Source organism: Citrobacter sp. wls718 (assembly GCF_005280945.1).
Taxonomy (GTDB): domain Bacteria; phylum Pseudomonadota; class Gammaproteobacteria; order Enterobacterales; family Enterobacteriaceae; genus Citrobacter; species Citrobacter gillenii.
The window spans coordinates 43,370-61,400 of the sequence record NZ_SZWV01000100.1; the positions used below are offsets into that span (position 1 = coordinate 43,370).

General features: G+C 51.9%; 8 protein-coding genes. 3 read left to right on the forward strand and 5 right to left on the reverse strand.

Features of this window, described 5'->3' with window-relative positions; translation table 11 throughout:
* The first annotated feature begins 208 nt into the window (after positions 1 to 208).
* Positions 209 to 412: a YfgG family protein gene (locus tag FDW95_RS18670; RefSeq protein ID WP_115257795.1), complete on the forward strand. Its 204-nt coding sequence runs from the start codon at positions 209 to 211 to the stop codon at positions 410 to 412.
* Between the two features lie 367 nt (positions 413 to 779).
* A complete protein-coding gene (gene mscS, locus FDW95_RS18675; protein WP_096756182.1) occupies positions 780 to 1,658 on the forward strand; it encodes a small-conductance mechanosensitive channel MscS in 879 nt (292 codons plus the stop codon).
* 82 nt (positions 1,659 to 1,740) lie between these two features.
* On the opposite strand, the gene guaA is transcribed toward mscS, so the two are convergent.
* Together guaA and guaB are read right to left on the reverse strand one after the other, a co-directional pair.
* Positions 1,741 to 3,318: a glutamine-hydrolyzing GMP synthase gene (guaA, locus tag FDW95_RS18680; protein WP_096759358.1), complete on the reverse strand. Its 1,578-nt coding sequence runs from the start codon at positions 3,316 to 3,318 to the stop codon at positions 1,741 to 1,743.
* 64 nt (positions 3,319 to 3,382) lie between these two features.
* Entirely contained in the window at positions 3,383 to 4,849 is a 1,467-nt protein-coding gene (guaB, locus tag FDW95_RS18685; protein WP_115257794.1) for an IMP dehydrogenase, read from the reverse strand.
* Positions 4,850 to 5,010: 161 nt separating this feature from the next.
* Here guaB and xseA point away from each other — a divergent pair, with 161 nt between their 5' ends.
* Positions 5,011 to 6,384: an exodeoxyribonuclease VII large subunit gene (xseA, locus tag FDW95_RS18690; protein WP_115257793.1), complete on the forward strand. Its 1,374-nt coding sequence runs from the start codon at positions 5,011 to 5,013 to the stop codon at positions 6,382 to 6,384.
* Positions 6,385 to 6,391: 7 nt separating this feature from the next.
* On the opposite strand, the gene FDW95_RS18695 is transcribed toward xseA, so the two are convergent.
* From FDW95_RS18695 to sinH, 3 genes are all read right to left on the reverse strand, one after another.
* Positions 6,392 to 14,494, reverse strand: a complete 8,103-nt coding sequence (locus FDW95_RS18695) for a DUF823 domain-containing adhesin (RefSeq protein WP_249359245.1) — start codon at positions 14,492 to 14,494, stop codon at positions 6,392 to 6,394.
* Positions 14,495 to 14,651: 157 nt separating this feature from the next.
* On the reverse strand, positions 14,652 to 15,617 hold the full coding sequence (locus FDW95_RS18700; RefSeq protein ID WP_115257791.1) for a SinI family autotransporter-associated protein: 966 nt from the start codon (positions 15,615 to 15,617) through the stop codon (positions 14,652 to 14,654).
* Between the two features lie 56 nt (positions 15,618 to 15,673).
* A complete protein-coding gene (gene sinH / locus FDW95_RS18705) occupies positions 15,674 to 17,866 on the reverse strand; it encodes an intimin-like inverse autotransporter SinH (RefSeq protein WP_115257790.1) in 2,193 nt (730 codons plus the stop codon).
* Positions 17,867 to 18,031 lie beyond the last annotated feature (165 nt).

Consider the following 18,031-nt stretch of genomic DNA (forward strand, 5'->3'; position numbering starts at 1 on the left):
GGAAAACAGGACCCATTAATCATTTATTACCTTTTTCCTCTTTTGTTATCGTTAATTCATTATTAATGCAAATAATAAAATTATCTTTCATAACATAAGAAGATAAAACAACTGATGCATTTTTACATAATGATGAATTGACCATTCCCTCACAGTGTGCCTTAATGTAAGCATCGCCCATTGTTGGGTACACTTTAAGGAACCCTTTGTGAGCCAGGTTACCAGCCTACGAAAACGACACCGATTTAACAGTCGCATGATCCGGATCGTACTGCTTATCAGCTTCCTCTTCTTCTTTGGACGCTTCGTCTACTCTGCTATCGGTGCGTGGCACCACCATCAGAACAAGAAAGAATCCCAACAGAGCAGCCTGTCGCAACAGACTTCCCCTGTTCAAATCGATAAACATTAATCGCTTAAAGACCGCTTAAAGCTCTACGCCTCAAGATTCCTTACCGGATGGCTAATCGTCTGACAGTTAACCATCCGGTAAGGGATTTGTGTTCCCTCCTGTCACTATTTTTATAACGCCACACGTCACCCCAGCCAATCAATTTTGATTTCCGCACAATTACACTATCTTTTCGCTCCTCATCACCACACTATTCACGCTGATTTTCTATGTTTCTGTTTATTGGACATAATAAACGCAAATACAGCTCAAATAGCCACTAACCAATAGTGTTAATTAATATAACTGGCGTGCACATTTATATATCAAATGTAATTGAATATTTATATGAGCCTTTTTATTTTTATACATTCGACAGGGTAATACGATGCAGGGTTTTACATTATTTCCGAAAATACGAAGCGGTCTAGAGTGGATCACTGGGCACAGCGATGCAGTTATTCAATTTGGATGGAACATTGTTGCCGCCGTGATTTTACTGTTTATCGGCAAGTTCGTCTCACGGTTGCTTTCTCGCGGACTGGAGAAACTGCTGTTAAAGCGTAAAGTTGATATCACCATTATCCAGTTCTTCACTGCGTTAGTCCGCTACATCATCCTGGCATTTTTTGTCGTTGCGGCTTTGGGCCGTATCGGCATTGAAACGTCATCCATTATTGCCATCATTGGTGCCGCCGGGCTGGCCGTCGGTCTGGCGCTACAGGGATCGCTGTCCAACTTTGCGGCTGGCGTGCTGCTGGTCTCCCTGCGTCCATTTCGCGCCGGCGAGATCGTACAAATTGGTGCAGTCACCGGGACAGTCGAAAAAGTGCATCTTTTCTCAACGACCCTACTCACCGCTGATAGCAAAGAGGTGGTGATCCCTAACGGTAAAATCATCTCTGACAATATTATTAACTACTCTCGCCACCCGTTTCGTCGTATCGACCTGGTGATTGGCGTTGGCTATCAGAGTCGGATTGCAGAAGTGAAACGCGTCATTACTCATATCATCGAGCAGGATAAACGCGTTGATCAGAGTCGCGGCGTAACCGTGCGTCTGGGCGAACTTGCCGCCTCATCGCTTAACTTCTACGTTCGCGTTTGGGTGCGTAACGGCGAATACTGGAACACGTATTACGATCTACTGGAAAACATCAAAGAAGCGATGGATGCCAACCATATCGACTTGCCTTATCCGCAGATGGATATCCGTGTTCAGAACGTCCCATCACAATCACAGCCGCAGCTACAACTGGTCGATTGACTGCAAAAATAAAACACCCTCTGTAAAGACAGAGGGTGTTTGTGCGAATAGCCAGAGTAAAATCAGGCAAAGTGGAAGGTTATTATTCCCACTCAATCGTCGCTGGTGGTTTACCGCTGATGTCATACACCACGCGGGAAATACCGTTCACTTCGTTGATGATACGGTTGGACACGCGGCCCAGGAAGTCATACGGCAGGTGCGCCCAGTGAGCGGTCATAAAGTCGATAGTTTCAACAGCACGCAGGGAAACGACCCAGTCATACTTACGGCCATCACCCATTACACCAACGGAACGAACCGGCAAGAACACGGTGAACGCCTGGCTCACTTTGTTGTACAGGTCAGCTTTGTGCAGCTCTTCGATGAAGATAGCGTCCGCACGACGCAGCAGGTCGCAGTACTCTTTCTTCACTTCGCCCAGCACGCGCACGCCTAAGCCTGGACCCGGGAACGGGTGACGGTACAGCATGTCATACGGTAGGCCCAGCTCCAGACCAATTTTACGCACTTCGTCTTTGAACAGCTCACGCAGCGGTTCAACCAGACCCATCTTCATCTCCTTTGGCAGGCCGCCGACGTTGTGGTGAGATTTGATGACGTGTGCTTTACCGGTTGCAGACGCGGCAGATTCAATCACGTCTGGGTAGATGGTGCCTTGCGCCAGCCACTTCACGTCCTGCAGTTTCAACGCTTCTTCGTCAAACACTTCAACGAACACGCGACCGATAATTTTACGTTTCGCTTCTGGGTCGTTCTCGCCTTTCAGCGCGTCGAGGAAACGCTGTTCGCCTTTAACGTGAATGATGTTCAGACCGAAGTGGTCGCCGAACATATCCATAACCTGCTCTGCTTCGTTCAGGCGCAGTAGCCCGTTATCAACAAAGACGCAGGTCAGATTTTTACCGATAGCACGGTGCAGCAACATGGCAGTTACGGAAGAGTCAACGCCGCCGGACAGGCCGAGGATCACTTTATCGTCACCAACCTGCTCGCGAATACGGGCAACGGCGTCATCGATGATTTTTGCCGGTGTCCACAGCGCTTCACACTGGCAGATGTCACGCACAAAGCGCTCCAGCATACGCAGGCCCTGACGGGTGTGGGTTACTTCCGGGTGGAACTGCACGCCGTAGAAACGTTTTTCTTCGTGCGCCATAATGGCAAACGGGCAGCTTTCGGTGCTGGCAACGGTGACAAAGCCTTCCGGGATAGCGGTAACTTTGTCGCCATGGCTCATCCACACATCCAGCAACGGTTTGCCATCTGCGGTCAGTGAATCTTCGATGCCACGGATCAGTGCGCTGTCGGTCTGAACTTCAACCTGTGCGTAGCCGAATTCACGCTCGTGAGACCCTTCAACATGGCCACCCAACTGCATCGCCATGGTCTGCATACCATAGCAGACGCCGAATACTGGTACGCCTGCATTGAAGACGTACTCTGGTGCACGCGGGCTGTTCGCTTCGGTGGTGCTTTCCGGGCCACCGGAAAGAATAATACCGCTTGGGTTGAATTCGCGAATTTGTGCTTCCGTAACATCCCATGCCCACAGCTCACAGTAGACGCCCAGCTCACGTACGCGACGTGCCACCAGTTGCGTGTACTGCGATCCGAAATCGAGGATGAGAATGCGATGTTTATGAATATTGTCTGTCATTGACGCTAATTCCGAGGCAAGTGAAACAAATTCGCCCGGCATAGAAGCCGGGCGCGGAAACTGATCAGGAGCCCATACGGTAGTTAGGGGACTCTTTGGTAATGGTCACGTCGTGAACGTGACTTTCCTGAATACCCGCACCGCTGATGCGTACAAACTCTGCTTTCGTTCGCAGCGCGTCGATAGTACCACAGCCGGTCAAACCCATACAGGAGCGCAGGCCGCCCATCTGCTGGTGAATGATCTCTTTCAGGCGACCCTTATAGGCCACGCGGCCTTCGATACCTTCCGGTACCAATTTGTCAGCGGCGTTATCGCTCTGGAAGTAACGGTCAGAAGAGCCTTTGGACATCGCGCCCAGAGAACCCATACCACGGTAGGATTTATAAGAACGCCCCTGGTACAGTTCAATTTCACCCGGAGATTCTTCGGTACCGGCCAGCATAGAGCCCACCATTACCGCCGCCGCACCTGCCGCGATCGCTTTCGCGATGTCGCCAGAGAAACGAATACCGCCGTCAGCGATAACCGGAATACCCGTACCTTCCAGCGCTTCAACCGCGTCAGAAACGGCAGTGATCTGTGGAACACCCACACCGGTAACGATACGGGTCGTACAGATGGAACCAGGGCCGATACCCACTTTCACCGCACTGCAACCGGCTTCAGCCAGCGCACGAGCACCAGCGCCCGTTGCAACGTTACCACCGATGATTTGCAGATCCGGGTATTTCGCACGGGTATCACGGATACGCTGCAATACGCCTTCAGAATGGCCATGAGAGGAGTCAATCAGCAGCACGTCAACGCCGGCAGCAACCAGCGCGTCAACGCGCTCTTCATTACCCGCACCCGCACCGACTGCAGCGCCAACGCGCAGACGACCATGCTCGTCTTTACAAGCGTTAGGTTTACGCTCAGCTTTCTGGAAGTCTTTTACGGTGATCATGCCGCGCAGATGGAAGCCGTCATCAACGACCAGCGCTTTCTCAACGCGTTTTTCGTGCATTTTTGCCAGCACAACTTCACGCGCTTCGCCTTCACGTACGGTCACCAGACGCTCTTTCGGCGTCATGTATACGCTAACCGGCTGGCTGAGGTCGGTCACAAAACGCACGTCACGACCGGTGATGATACCCACCAGCTCGTTATCTTCTGTCACTACCGGGTAGCCCGCAAAACCGTTACGCTCGGTCAGTTCTTTTACTTCACGAAGGGTGGTAGTCGGCAGCACGGTCTGTGGGTCAGTAACCACGCCAGATTCGTGTTTCTTCACGCGGCGAACTTCTTCCGCCTGACGTTCAATAGACATGTTTTTGTGGATAAAACCGATGCCACCTTCCTGTGCCAGAGCAATGGCAAGGCGCGCTTCAGTCACAGTATCCATGGCTGCGGAGAGCATAGGAATGTTCAGACGAATCGTTTTCGTCAACTGCGTGCTGAGGTCAGCAGTATTCGGCAGAACGGTAGAATGAGCGGGAACGAGGAGGACGTCGTCAAACGTCAGGGCTTCTTTGGCAATACGTAGCATGGGCAATATCTCGACCAGATTGGTTAATAAATATTGCCGTGGCATTATACAGAGCGTAACCGATTGCATCCACACTTTTTTGCAAAAAAACCTTGCGATCCCCGGTAGGCGGGTTACTATCGATTGAATAACCTGCTGATTTAGAATTTGATCCCGCTCACATGTTATCCTCTCAAACCTCTTCAATTTTTACCGTAAGTCGCCTTAACCAGACGGTGCGCCTGCTGCTCGAGCAAGAGATGGGGCAAGTGTGGATCAGCGGCGAGATTTCTAACTTTACCCAGCCCTCTTCCGGTCATTGGTACTTCACCTTAAAAGACGATACCGCCCAGGTACGCTGCGCGATGTTTCGCAACAGCAACCGCCGCGTCACGTTCCGTCCGCAGCACGGACAACAAGTGCTGGTACGTGCCAATATTACGCTGTACGAACCGCGCGGTGATTATCAAATCATCGTCGAAAGCATGCAGCCAGCGGGTGAAGGTTTATTGCAGCAGAAGTATGAACAGCTCAAAGCCAAACTGCAGGCCGAAGGATTGTTCGATCAGCAGTGTAAACAATCGCTCCCAACGCCGGCTCATTGTGTCGGGGTGATCACCTCAAAAACCGGGGCGGCGCTGCACGATATTCTCCACGTACTCAAACGTCGCGACCCTTCCCTGCCGGTGATTATCTACCCGACAGCGGTACAGGGTGACGATGCACCGGGGCAAATCGTTCGCGCCATCGAACTGGCGAACGCCCGTAACGAGTGTGATGTGTTAATCGTTGGTCGTGGCGGCGGTTCGCTGGAAGATCTGTGGAGCTTTAACGACGAACGCGTGGCGCGGGCTATTTTCGCCAGCCGCATTCCGGTGGTCAGCGCCGTCGGTCATGAAACCGATGTCACCATCGCTGATTTTGTCGGCGACCTGCGCGCGCCTACACCGTCTGCAGCCGCAGAGATTGTTAGCCGCAATCAGCAGGAATTATTACGCCAGATTCAGTCCGTTCAGCAGCGTCTGGGCATGGCGATGGACTACTACCTCGCCAACCGCAGTCGTCGCTTCACGCAGACTTTCCACCGTCTGCAACAGCAACACCCTCAGCTACGTCTGGCGCGTCAGCAAACTACGCTGGAACGACTTCGTCAGCGGATGAGCTTTGCGCTGGAAAACCAAATCAAACAGGCCAACCAGCGCCAGCAGCGCATACTGCATCGTCTGAACCAGCAAAACCCGCAGCCACGTATTCATCGTGCACAAACGCGTATTCAGCAACTGGAATATCGGCTGGTGGAAAATATTCGTGCACGGCTTAGCGAGCAACGAGAACGTTTCGGGAATACCGTTACCCATCTGGAAGCCGTCAGCCCGCTGGCAACATTGGCACGCGGATATAGCGTTTCTACCGCCACCGGCGGCGGCGTGTTGAAAAAGGTCAAGCAGGTGAAAGCCGGCGATCTCATCACCACGCGGCTGGAAGACGGCTGGGTGGAGAGCGAGGTCACCACCGTGACCCCGCAGAAAAAAACGCGTTCGCGTAAAGCGCAGTAGCGGAGAGCTACTGCGCGCAGGTCGCGAACCCTGCCGTTTTACCCGCATCGATAGTGCAGTTTTCACCGCCAGCTGACAGGTTAAAGGCACAGTAATTTTTGGTCCCTTTTGTTTGAGACAAATAGCTGTAGCTGGACGTTGTTGGCCATCCGGTCTTATTGAAAACGGAATACAACGCTTCCAGATCATCCGCAGTCGGTGCTTTCTGTAAACTACCGCGCTGGGCAGCCAGATCCCAGGTGCTGGAATCAATCGTGTGCGCCATCGTCCAATCCTCATTATTCATCATGATATGAAGCGGCGGTGTAACGCCAGAAGGAAGTTCCGCCAGCAACAGTGGGCGCTGGATAGTCTTGCCATTCAAGGTCATGGTCTCCTTCATATGCCCCCAGAATTGCGCTTTATTCGTATCCGGGCTCGTTAACACCGTAAAAATATTATCGAGCGTAGCGCTCGCCTGAGCGTTATTGGGCAACGCTGCCGTTAGCGCCGTTTTCAAACCCAAACTCTTATTTTGCGCCAGCGTAAAGGTTGCCGTGCCATCAGAGCCGGTCGTCCCGCTAAAGACACTGGCAGTGGTACTCATATCAATGGTCGAACTCGATGGCATGACTTCCTGAAGAATTAAATCATCCGCCCCCATCTCCGCCTCAACGTCACCATCGGTTATTACCACGCCCGCCCGGTTTGTCGAATCGCCTCGTGAGAGAGTAAAGCTGGCATTAGCGACTGGATTACCGCTGGTATCTTTTACCGTGACGGTCAGCGGGATAGTCTTGCCTTTCTCCGCTACCGCCGACGCCTTCGCCGTATCCATCGCTGTCGAGGTCAGCGTAATAGCTGCCGCAGTAATTCGAGGTTCAACCAGACAAACCTGCGCACCTTTGGTACTTGATGAACTGGTAGATCCACCACCGCCAGTGCTCAGCATAATATATTGGTAGTTTCCGGTATTTGCCTGTTTATCTCCGGCCCACCAGGGTTCATTGGAGCCACTAGGCCAGCCGTAAACGGTACCGACACCACCTGAAACGCTAAGGTTATCGATAAATAACGTTTCCATGTCACTCTTCAGCGGTTGATACGCCTTATCGCAGCCTGTCGCACCTGCGATATCCGTATTTCCTGCGGTGACCAGAGGCCAGACTTCGTTGTTATAAGTATACGTGCTGCTGTACGATGCCATTTCAGCGGCGAGCAGCGGGCGTCGGAAGGCAACACCTGCACTGTTGGTCGCGGTTTCTGGCATATGGCCCCAGTACGCGGCTTTATCGGTATCCGGGCTGGTCACGACAGTAAATATCGTATCGAGGGCGGCCGTTGGCGTTGGATAAGTCCCTAATTTCGCCGTAATCGTGGTCTTAAGCCCCATAGCATCATCCTGGCTCAAACTAAATGTGGCGGTGCCGTCTGCCCCCGTCACGCCGCTATAGGTGCTGGCCTTAGTGCCCAGCACCGTGGTCGCAGGTGTTGGCGTCAGTTCCTCTAGCGCAAGATCGTCCGTCGCCCCTTTGTTATCGGTGGTCTTCACCAGGCCACTGCGCGATATGCCGTCGCTACGCGAAATGGTAAAGGCGGCATTCGCGGCTGGGCTGCCATTCACATCTTTCACCGTGACGGTCAGCGGGATGATTTCGCCTTTTTTCACCTTAACGTACTGACCCGCTTCATCGAAAACACTGGATGTCAGTTCAATCGTTGCCGGTTGCGGCGCATGAGGCGTCGTTCGGCAGGCTTGCATCTGCATCGTGGTCGACGACGTCGTGGCATTACTCGTACCCGTGCTTAAATTAAGGCTTTGATATTGGCCTGTACTGGATAAGTCTACTGCCCACCAGTTTCTGCCCGACGACAGTGGCCAGCCATAGGTAGTTTCCAGTTCAGTGTTCGGGTATTTATTATACAGCGCCTGCAAATCGCTCAGCAGCGGTTGGTAGGTAGGATCACAGCCCGTTGCCCCTGCCGTTTGAGCTTGAACAGCCGTTGGATGCGCCCAATATTCATTGTTTTTATTATAGAAGCCTACGCCTGATGGAACTTCTGACTGTAATTTTGGACGCGTATAGGTGACGCCGTCCGGCCCTTCAACCGTCTCCGGCATATGGCCCCAGCGGAAAGCCGTATCGACGTCCGGGCTGGTCAAGACGGTAAAGATACCGCCAACACCCTCGGTCGAGACATTGTTGTCCACAATCACTGCATAGAATTCGGTTTTCAACCCCGTCGTACTATCCTGGCTCACATTGAGCTGAACTTTACCGTTACTGTCAGTCGTGCCATACCAGTATGTCGGTGACAAATTGTATTTTTGCGTCACAGCATCCGACGCTGGCGAAACCGGTTCTAAAAGTGTGTAGGATTCCGCAAGCGTATCGTTTGTGGAGGAACCTGGTGCATTTCGAAAATTTGAAAGCCCACGGTAAAATTTAATACTCACACCCACCTGAGGCTGCCCAGCATTATCGGTGATGCTAATTGTCAGTGGGATTTTCTCACCTTTTTTCGCCAGGTATCCCGCTTTGTTCGCATCCCATGGCAAGCTGGAGGTTAGCGTAATATTCAGCGTTCTTGGCTCCACACGGCACAGTTGCAAGGTCGCCTGAGAACTCGCTTGTGTATTTTCACCCGAGAACAAATTAACGCTTTGCGAGATTACGCCGGTATGGGCAGCATTAACGATCAAATTGCCAGCCATCCACGGCAACGAAGTGCTGCTTACCGGCAAACCAAACTGTGTCATTAAACCACCGTTCGGGTGGTCGCTTTGCAGCGTCGCCAGATCGCTCGCTGAGGCGGTGCTCATCTGATCGCACTGTACTAAATACGCCATGTTCGTTGTTGAGTACCAGACTTCTCCGTCCCCGGTCAGCGAGTATGCTGTCGTGTTGCTTGTCGACGAGAGCTCTGCTCGCAGCAGCGGACGTTTAAATTCAACGTTTTTACTGTTGGTAAACGTCTCGGGCATATGACCCCAATATTTCGCGATGCTGGTATCCGGGCTAGTAATTACCGTGAAAATGGCATTTTTACTGTCCGTTACTTTACTGTCATCCGCCAGCGTCGCACTAATGGTTGTTTGCAGACCAGTAGTGCTATCTTGCGTGATGTTAAACGTCATGAGTCCTTGGGCATCTGTCTGTACGTAAAGGTATTTTTCTTTAGTATCCAGCAGAGTGCTGACCTGGCCTGAAGAAATATCACTCAGTGTGATATCGTCTGCGTTGTTAGTGGTATAAATCACGTTCGCACGGGTTTTGGCATCACTACGGGTAATCTTCACCAACGCATTGCTCACCGGTAGTCCGGTTGTATCGGTAACCATAACAGTCGCGGCAATCTTCTCGCCTTTTTTCGCTTTCGCGATGCCTGTCGTTTCATCTTCATTGGCAAGCGTCAGCGTTAGCTTGCTGGCAAGCTGGCGCGGTGAGGCAAGACAGGTTTGCATGTAATAGGTTGATGTACTGGTTGTGGATTTAATATCCGCAGCACTCAATAGATTGACTGCCGCATACTGTAACTGGCTAGCATCCTCAGACAACACAGAATCACCAGACCACCAGTACTGACTATCGCTGACGGCGCCGTTATTGCTCATCGGCCAACCGTTGATAGTACGCATTGCTCCGTCAGGATAGCGGGTGTACAGCGTCTGCAAATTCGCCGTGATTGGCAAATTGCTACGTCCGCAACCGTTAGTACCTTTCCAAGCCTCACTGGCGGTGAGCATTCCCCACGTTTCACCTTTATCATAACTGCCATTGACGATAGTCACCGTTTTACCCGGTGTAGCGCTAAACTCGCTCGACAACAGCGGGCGTTTATACACCAACCCTGCACTGTCAGTCACCGTTTCGGCCATATGCCCCCAATAGTTGGCTTTTGCCGTATCCGGGCTGGTCACTACGGTAAAAATCGCTGATAAAGACTGACTGGTGTTGGTGATATTCTCAATCGATGCCTGTAATGGCGTACTGAATCCCGCGCCACCGTCTTGGTTAATATTCAGCGTAACCGTCCCATCGTCACCGGTGGCCGTGTAGTACTCAACGCCGCTATCAATGCCAGTGCCCTGGTTAATCTGAATAGCTGCGGCTTCAGTCGTGTTAACGTCCTGATTACTGCGCCCCACGCTGTCACCGCGTGTAAAGATAACCGGCGTATTGCCCACCGGATTACCACTGTCGTCGAGGGTGGTAATAACAATCGGGATGGTTTCACCTACTTTCGCTTTGGCGAAGCCGTCACTCTCTTTATAGAGCGTTGAGGTCAACGTCAGATGCGTTGCCGTAGAATGCGCACTCTGCAAACAGGAGAAATAGAGCTTTTCGCTCCACAATTGCGACGTGATGCCGTTATCGCGCAGGTTGAGCGATTTAACATAGCGATTATCCGTTGCGCGGCTGAGATCGGCAGTGCTGTTTTGGTAGTTTTTTCCATCCAGCGGCCAGCCCTGCTGTGTATTCATCGCTCCGCTCGGCCACCCCGAATACAGCGACTGCAGGTCTGCCAGTGTCGGAACATAAGCCGCACCACAAGCAGTAGAAATCGAGTGGAAATCTACGGTTCCCCAGGCTTCATTATTTTCAGTTACGCTACCTGCGGTAACGCCGCTGGCAATTTCAGCCAACAACAGTGGACGCTTAAATACTGCACCGTTCGCCGCCGTGACGGTTTCCGGCATATGCCCCCACATAGCGGCTTTATCGCTATCCGGGCTGGATACCACGGTGAAGATGGCGTCCAGACTGTCGCTCACACTGGCGTTGTCATACAACGTGGCGGTTATCGCGACTTTGGTGCCATGGGTATCCGGACGGGTAACGCTAACCGTTTTGCTACCATCATCGCCAGTAATGCCGCCAATTTTTGTCACCGTATCATTCAGTGATTCACCATCAATCACCACGGGTGACACAATACCATCACCGCTACCGGCAATATGTTTGCTACCCTGGCGCGTATATCCATCGCCGCGACTCAACACAAACGGCACGCCAGGCAACGGATTACCGCTGGCATCTTTTACCGTCACCTTAAGCGCCAGCGTATCGCCCTTTTTCACCTTAGCCGCCTGCACAACATCGCTCCACTGCGCAGGGGTTACCGCCTCAATGGTAATAGTGGAGGCAACGGGGTTATCACTGGCAAGACAGCTGGTATAGACAGAGGCGTTACCGCCGGTACTTTCTGCGCCACTGCCTAGCGACATCATTTTCCACGTGGTCTCACTGGCAAACGTCGCCGACCAGTATGATTGAGCCACCGGCCAGCCTTGGACATTGTGCATAGATCCACTGCTGTTGGCGTTATACAGCGCACTGAGTTGATCGGCGCGAGGCAAGCGGTTTGCCGCACATCCACCAGCCCCGGTACTGCCCGACGCATCGGTATGCGTGATGCGCGCCCACGTTTCGTTATCTTCCTCCTGAGTTCGCGTTGCAGTGACCTCTGTTGCCAGCTTAGGCCGCTCAAATGTCAGGCCATCTACGGTCACCGTATCCGCCATGTGGCCCCACATTTCCGCATTTGCCGTGTCCGGGCTGGTCGATACCGTAAACTTCACACTACGCGCTATCGGCGTTGTGATGAGCGAATTGACGGGGACAATGCTCAGTTGAGTCAGTAACCCAACTCCCTGCGGTTGCTCGATGATAAGCGTCGCGTTACCGCTGTCATCAGTCATTCCCTGATACGTCATAGAGGCCTGAGATGAGCCAAAAGACTCGCCGCCCATCACCAACGTACCATCAGTTGCATCGATATAACCTGCAGTCAGTCCGCTACGGTTTTTACCGTGTGCCATCGTGACGGTAAACGCCGCATTAGGGACAACCAGCCCGTTCAGCGCATTGACCGAGTGCACCGTCATGGTTATCTGCTCACCCACCTTCGCCACCGCCTGACGTAGATTGGCATCACCATTCATTGACACGTCTAGCTGTGTAACCAGTTCGTTGCCAGAGCAGCTGAGATAGTTGGGTTCTGTACCGCTAAACATCGCATCGGTGCCGTTCGCGAGATTGACGTGCGCAGTCTGAGTACCGTCGGTATCAGCGGAAATATAGCTATGGCTGGCAGTTGGCCAACCATAATTGGTCAGCATGGCGTTGCCAGAGTGGGCCGAATAGAGCGCATCCAGAATCACCTGCCCCGGCACTTGCCCTACACCACACTGCGCGGTCGCCGCAGTGACGGAATTAAAAGTCGCCCAGTCCTCATGATTCTCAACGGTTGAACTGGTATTTGCCGTTGCCTCACCCGCTAGCAGTGGTCGTTTGTAGATATTACCCGCCTCAACAACGCCCTGCATATGACCCCACATGCGTGCCTGCGTAACATCCGGACTCGTTACTACAGTAAAGATGACGTTAGCCGTGGATTCGGTGCCATCCGCCAGTACCACACGCAGCGGTGTCAGAACGCCTGCACCGTTGTTCTGCGTTAACTCCAACGACAGCTGGCCGTTGGCGTCGGTAATACCATGGTAATGATTCGGCGTACCGGAACCTTCAATGCCCACCAGCACCGGATTGTCATCCCAACCGTATTTAGCCCCTTCAGCCTGAGCCTCGGTATTGGTTTGCCCCTTACGGTTCTGCTCATCACCGACAAACAGATCAAAATAGCGATAAGGCAGTGCTGAACCGGTCTCTTTATCGGTAATGGTGATTCTCATACTGATAGAGTCCCCCACCGGCACCTTTGCAGCATTCAGACTGCTATCCATATTATCCAGCGTCAACGTCAACGCAGGCGTCACGTCCGGCGAGGCTTTATCGACACAGCTCACCACTGATGTTGTCGTATCGGGTTCTTCAACAACACGACGGCTGAACATATTGACACCTAAGTGATTCGTCGCCAGCGTCCCTGCCGACGATGACCAATACTCATTGGTACCCGCCACCGGCCAACCCAACTGGTTCGCCAGATCGCCGCGAGCAATTTTCAACCCCATTAACTGACGCGCATCGGGTAAAATGTCACAGTGTTCATCGGCACCACTCCAGTTAAATAGCGCCCAAGTCTCGTTATTTGCACTCACGGTCCCGCTTGTACCTTCTGCTTCTGCCGCGAGCTTCGGTCGAGTGAAGGTATAGGTTTCACCTTCCACATCCGCGCTGGAGGTTTCCGCCATATGCCCCCACATATTGGCATTGGTGCTATCCGGGCTGGTTAGTGTGGTGAAAATCACATCAACGCTAGCTTTCAACGTGGTGGCATTGGCCGGAGAAACCGTCAGCGGAGTTTTGACACCAGGGCCATTCGCCTGCGTGATTACAACGCTGGCGTTACCATTAGCATCAGTGGTGCCGTGATATTCCGTTGTCGTGGTGGTCAGTTCGGTGTCGCCAACATGCACGGGTGCAGTATTATTCACGGTATTCTGGCGGTTCAGTGCATCGCCACGGGTGATTACAAATGCCGTATTACCTACAGCATTACCCTGACAGTCATGCGTGGTGACCGCCAGCGTAATGCTCCCGCCCACATTCACCTTTGCAGCTTTCAGCGTTTCGTTGTAATTATCCGCCGTTACCTTCACTGGATCGCCAGCCGCGGCGGTAATCGTTACCGGAATCTTCTGCTCTAGCAGGGTGGTGGCATTGCTGAAGGGGGTACCCGTGATCGTTTGCAGATATAAAACAGCCGGCGTGGATGAATCATCGTTCTCAATTTTCGGCCAGATTACATAGTTTTTCCCGGCCATATTCTGCGCACAGAATGTTTGATTGGCGACAGGCTGCGGATTGAGTGGCTCATCCGGAGTCGCAGCATCGGCCCAGGTTAGGGCAACGTTCGGCGTTTTCTCTTCCCAACGAACGGGCGGTACCGCAAAAATATCGCCTTCGGTATCCAGAGGATTAACGAGCTGCAGCGCGCTAGCCGTATCGTCGGTGTTGAAGTCACGCGGCATAGCACTAAAATTAATGGTGTTGGTTTCATCTGACTTGAGCTGAATACTGCCCTGATAGACAGGGATCGTGACACCGTCGGCCAGCGGCACAGTACCGTTGATTGCATCGGTTGAGGTGTTCACTTCCTGCCAGGTACCGCTTTTCAACGCACCGGACACTGGCGCAGAAAAACTGCTGAACATTAACAGCATGATCAATAAAAAGTGGGAAATCCCTTCCCTGCGCAGACTGCCATCCATAAGCTATATCCACCTGTATTTGCTCTGTATTCAACATCTTTTGCTTAACCGTTAGCTAAGCAAAAGACGCGGAAAAGACCATCCCTTTGCAGGGATGGTCGGGTAAGTATTATTTGCGTTGATAATCGATAGACAGTCCGTAACCCTGCACGCCATCGTTGCCAAGGGTAACACCACCGCTTTCGCCGTTGTCGAAGGCACTCTTCGCTTCGGCATTGGTAACCGGAACCACCAGATCGGTGTTGTTATAGGTACTGCTGACAAGACCGCCCGCCGCGCCCAGTTGCTTACTGTTGCCGGTAAATTTCCAGCGGTAGTTGTAATCGCTGGTAACGTCTTCACCGGTATCGTAGGTGCCGTTACTGTTTTTATCTTTCCACAGCAGAACTTTATAGGTGGTATTGGTTTTAAGTGTAGTCGCCGTACCCAACAGGTTAGTCGTCGAACCTGACTCGTAAACCACCACTTTCACGTTTTCATCAACCACTGGACCTTCCGGAACATCATCATCGTCCGCACCACCGCCCGCGTTGGTAGAAAGGTCACCGAGCAGCAGTACGGTGGCAGCGTTGGGATCCCCGGTGGTGGTGGTTGGTGTCATTTTGATACCGAGATAATAGTCGGCATCATCGGCCTGAATGGTGTAGCTATCCTGCCCAGTTGTTCCGCTAATCTCTGCCGCATCCGAACCATCCTGGTTCTTAGAACGCACCCAAACCATTGTCGCTTTGGTGGCGGTATTGTTGGCGTCAAGGTCACCTTCCGTATCGCCAATCGCCCAGTTGAGCGTCACCTTATCGCCCACGTGGAACTGCTTGTCACCTTCGCTGATGACCGTACGACTAGCGCGTTCGACAGTGACCGTCACATGATCTTTGTCGGTATCTGTAGTTTTATCTGCCGCGCGAGTGATCCACGGTACAGTCCCCTGAATCGTCCCCGTGCTGTCGGAAACAATCTGCCATTGTCCACTCTTAAGATTGCCATTTGCCGCCATAGCCGGAACGGAACAATATCCTGCGACTACCAGTGCCAGAGCGACCTTAGTTAGTCGACGTTTTACGATTTGCTGCATTAAGACTCTCCTTTTCTTTATGTTTCAGCGATTGGCCGCTCAGCCACTACGCTGTGCTATTTCTGGCTATACGAAACCCGTATGCCGTATCCCTGAACGCCATCCTGGACATTCGCGCCAAATTTCTGCGCGGCCTCTTTGTTGGTTGCAGGAAGAACTAGATCTTCATTGGTGGTATTTGACTCGGCGCCGGTATGCCCATGCGTGCTCTGCCCAGTGAACTCCCACTGGTAGTCATACTGCGCCATTTCTTCTTCCGTCAGCTGCTCTGACATCTGGAATACGCTATCGCTGTTGGCATCACGCCAAAGCGCGAAGCGGTAGGTATTATTGAGCGTGGGGTGTTGTTGTTCTTTGCCCATCAAATTGACCGGCTGTGCGGCTTTTACTTGATAGATGATACCGCTGACACCACCGGAGTCACTTCCCAGGAAGGTAACGTCAACATAGTTACTGTCGCCATAAACATCCGTATTTGCTTTCCAGCGGTAGGTTCCCGGCAACGTACTCGACAACGTAACCGTACCCGCCGCTTTGTCTCGATTAGCGATAAATACACAGGGGTTTTCTACAGTACACGCCGTCGTCGACAGCGCGACTTTTTTATCATTGCTGTCGTACAGCTCAGGGGTCATTACGTCATCAACCAGCTCGTTGCCATTACGGTCGGTGGTATCACCATTCGAATCGGTTAACAGCACGTCCAGCACCACGCCATCAGCACCATCAGCCTGTGCACTGGCAGCGTGACTGTGATCTGTACGATCGGCATCAGCGATATTATCGACAACCAGCTCAATCCGGCGGTCCTGCTGCACGGTAATTTCCGCAATGCCCGAGTTCTGTTTGTTCCCCTTATCATCTTCCAGGGTGATGCGGACTTTCCAGGTATTCAACGTCGTGCGTTCTTCTTCTGTGCTGGCATTGATCCACGCTGGTAGCACCAAATTCCAGCGGTTATTGTTACCTTCTGTGAGCATGTTCGCTTTTACCACCGGCATCACCAGCGTGCGGTTGGCGTTGTTTTTCGCCTGCCATGAGGCTGTAATAATTTTATAGCGATGGTTAATGAGCGCGTTGATCGTCCATTTACATTTCTCCAGGCCAATACCGGCTTCCGGTTTGTCCTGAATGACACATTCTGGGTTTTCGTTGGTTTCATCGGCTTTCAGCCACAGAGTGACATCCAGCGGATCCTTTTCGCGGTATTCCAGAACGATAAAGTTATTACGATCGACAAAATCGGTGCGGCTTCCAGCCAACGAGTGTTGGGTTTTCACATTTTCGGGATCAAGCTGTGCTGCCAGCGGGGTACCAAACTGGTAGGTCATTGATGCCGTTACGCTTAAGTCAGTATTGTCTCCCGTACCAGCCTTATAATCTGCCGCCAGCGTAAGTAAAGGAACCGGTGTGTAACTCATTCCAACGGTCACAGCGTGCGGATTTTTTTGCAGGTTATCTGTCCCGAACAGCGCGACCTCATCACCATAATACTGCTCATAAATCAGTTTGCCGCCAAGCTGCGGATAGAATGGTAGCCACGCCTCTGTCCGCACGTCCCAGCCTTGAGCCGGACGTTCTTCGTAAAACTCAAAATCTTCGGAATCTTTCCAGTCCGACAGAGGATGGTAATAGTTTCCGGAAAAACGCAGAAAATCGGTCCACGCCTCGCCACCTAAACCCAGACGGCGGTGACCACGCGTAAAATCGTAGTCATAAAACACGTTGCTCCCCAGCAACCACGCCCCTACATTCTGACGCACGCCGAACCCCACGTTACCAATGGTACGATCTTCTTTTCGCTGGGCTGAAAACTGACTAAAAAACAATGTGCTTTGGGTATCGTACCAGGGAACAAAATAATCCAGCGAACTACCTTCCAGATCCCCCCCTTCACCAATTGCCAGGTTGGTACGCACTTTGCCATAGGGCGACATTAATGATTCAATTCCAGATTGTGCAGACGAAGTCATTTGCCCCTGAAAATAGCTACGGGCCTGAGATTCAAGCGCTTCTGGTGTTAGATTATCAAACCCTTGCGTGGCAGAATTAATAAAATAGTCAGCGCTTTTTTCTGTATATGATTTTCCGAGATTCTCTTGTTCTTTTTTTTGCGCTGAGTCACTGGCTAAATCAGGTAATGAGGTTTCACTCATTTTTTCAGCTACTGGAGATACACTGGTGCCTGAGGCTGAAACAACGCCACCATAAAGTAACACGAGTATGAGAATGCGCATCCATTGCGCCATACGACAACCATCCTTGAGTTTATCGCAATAACTAAAATATAATATTTTTTTATATCGAGAAATTCACTCCGGCTTACAATGTAAATATCAATTCATTACGCGAATGAATATATAAACATTCTAAATATTGCCTACTATCGATTAGACTGGCCCCCTGAATCTCCA

Excerpts from the sequence above, each read along its gene's own strand:
- FDW95_RS18695 (WP_249359245.1), bottom strand. The coding sequence starts at position 14,494 with ATGCTGTTAATGTTCAGCAGTTTTTCTGCGCCAGTGTCCGGTGCGTTG.
- sinH (WP_115257790.1), bottom strand. The coding sequence starts at position 17,866 with ATGGCGCAATGGATGCGCATTCTCATACTCGTGTTACTTTATGGTGGC.
- mscS (WP_096756182.1), top strand. The coding sequence starts at position 780 with ATGCAGGGTTTTACATTATTTCCGAAAATACGAAGCGGTCTAGAGTGG.
- FDW95_RS18700 (WP_115257791.1), bottom strand. The coding sequence starts at position 15,617 with ATGCAGCAAATCGTAAAACGTCGACTAACTAAGGTCGCTCTGGCACTG.
- guaB (WP_115257794.1), bottom strand. The coding sequence starts at position 4,849 with ATGCTACGTATTGCCAAAGAAGCCCTGACGTTTGACGACGTCCTCCTC.
- xseA (WP_115257793.1), top strand. The coding sequence starts at position 5,011 with ATGTTATCCTCTCAAACCTCTTCAATTTTTACCGTAAGTCGCCTTAAC.
- guaA (WP_096759358.1), bottom strand. The coding sequence starts at position 3,318 with ATGACAGACAATATTCATAAACATCGCATTCTCATCCTCGATTTCGGA.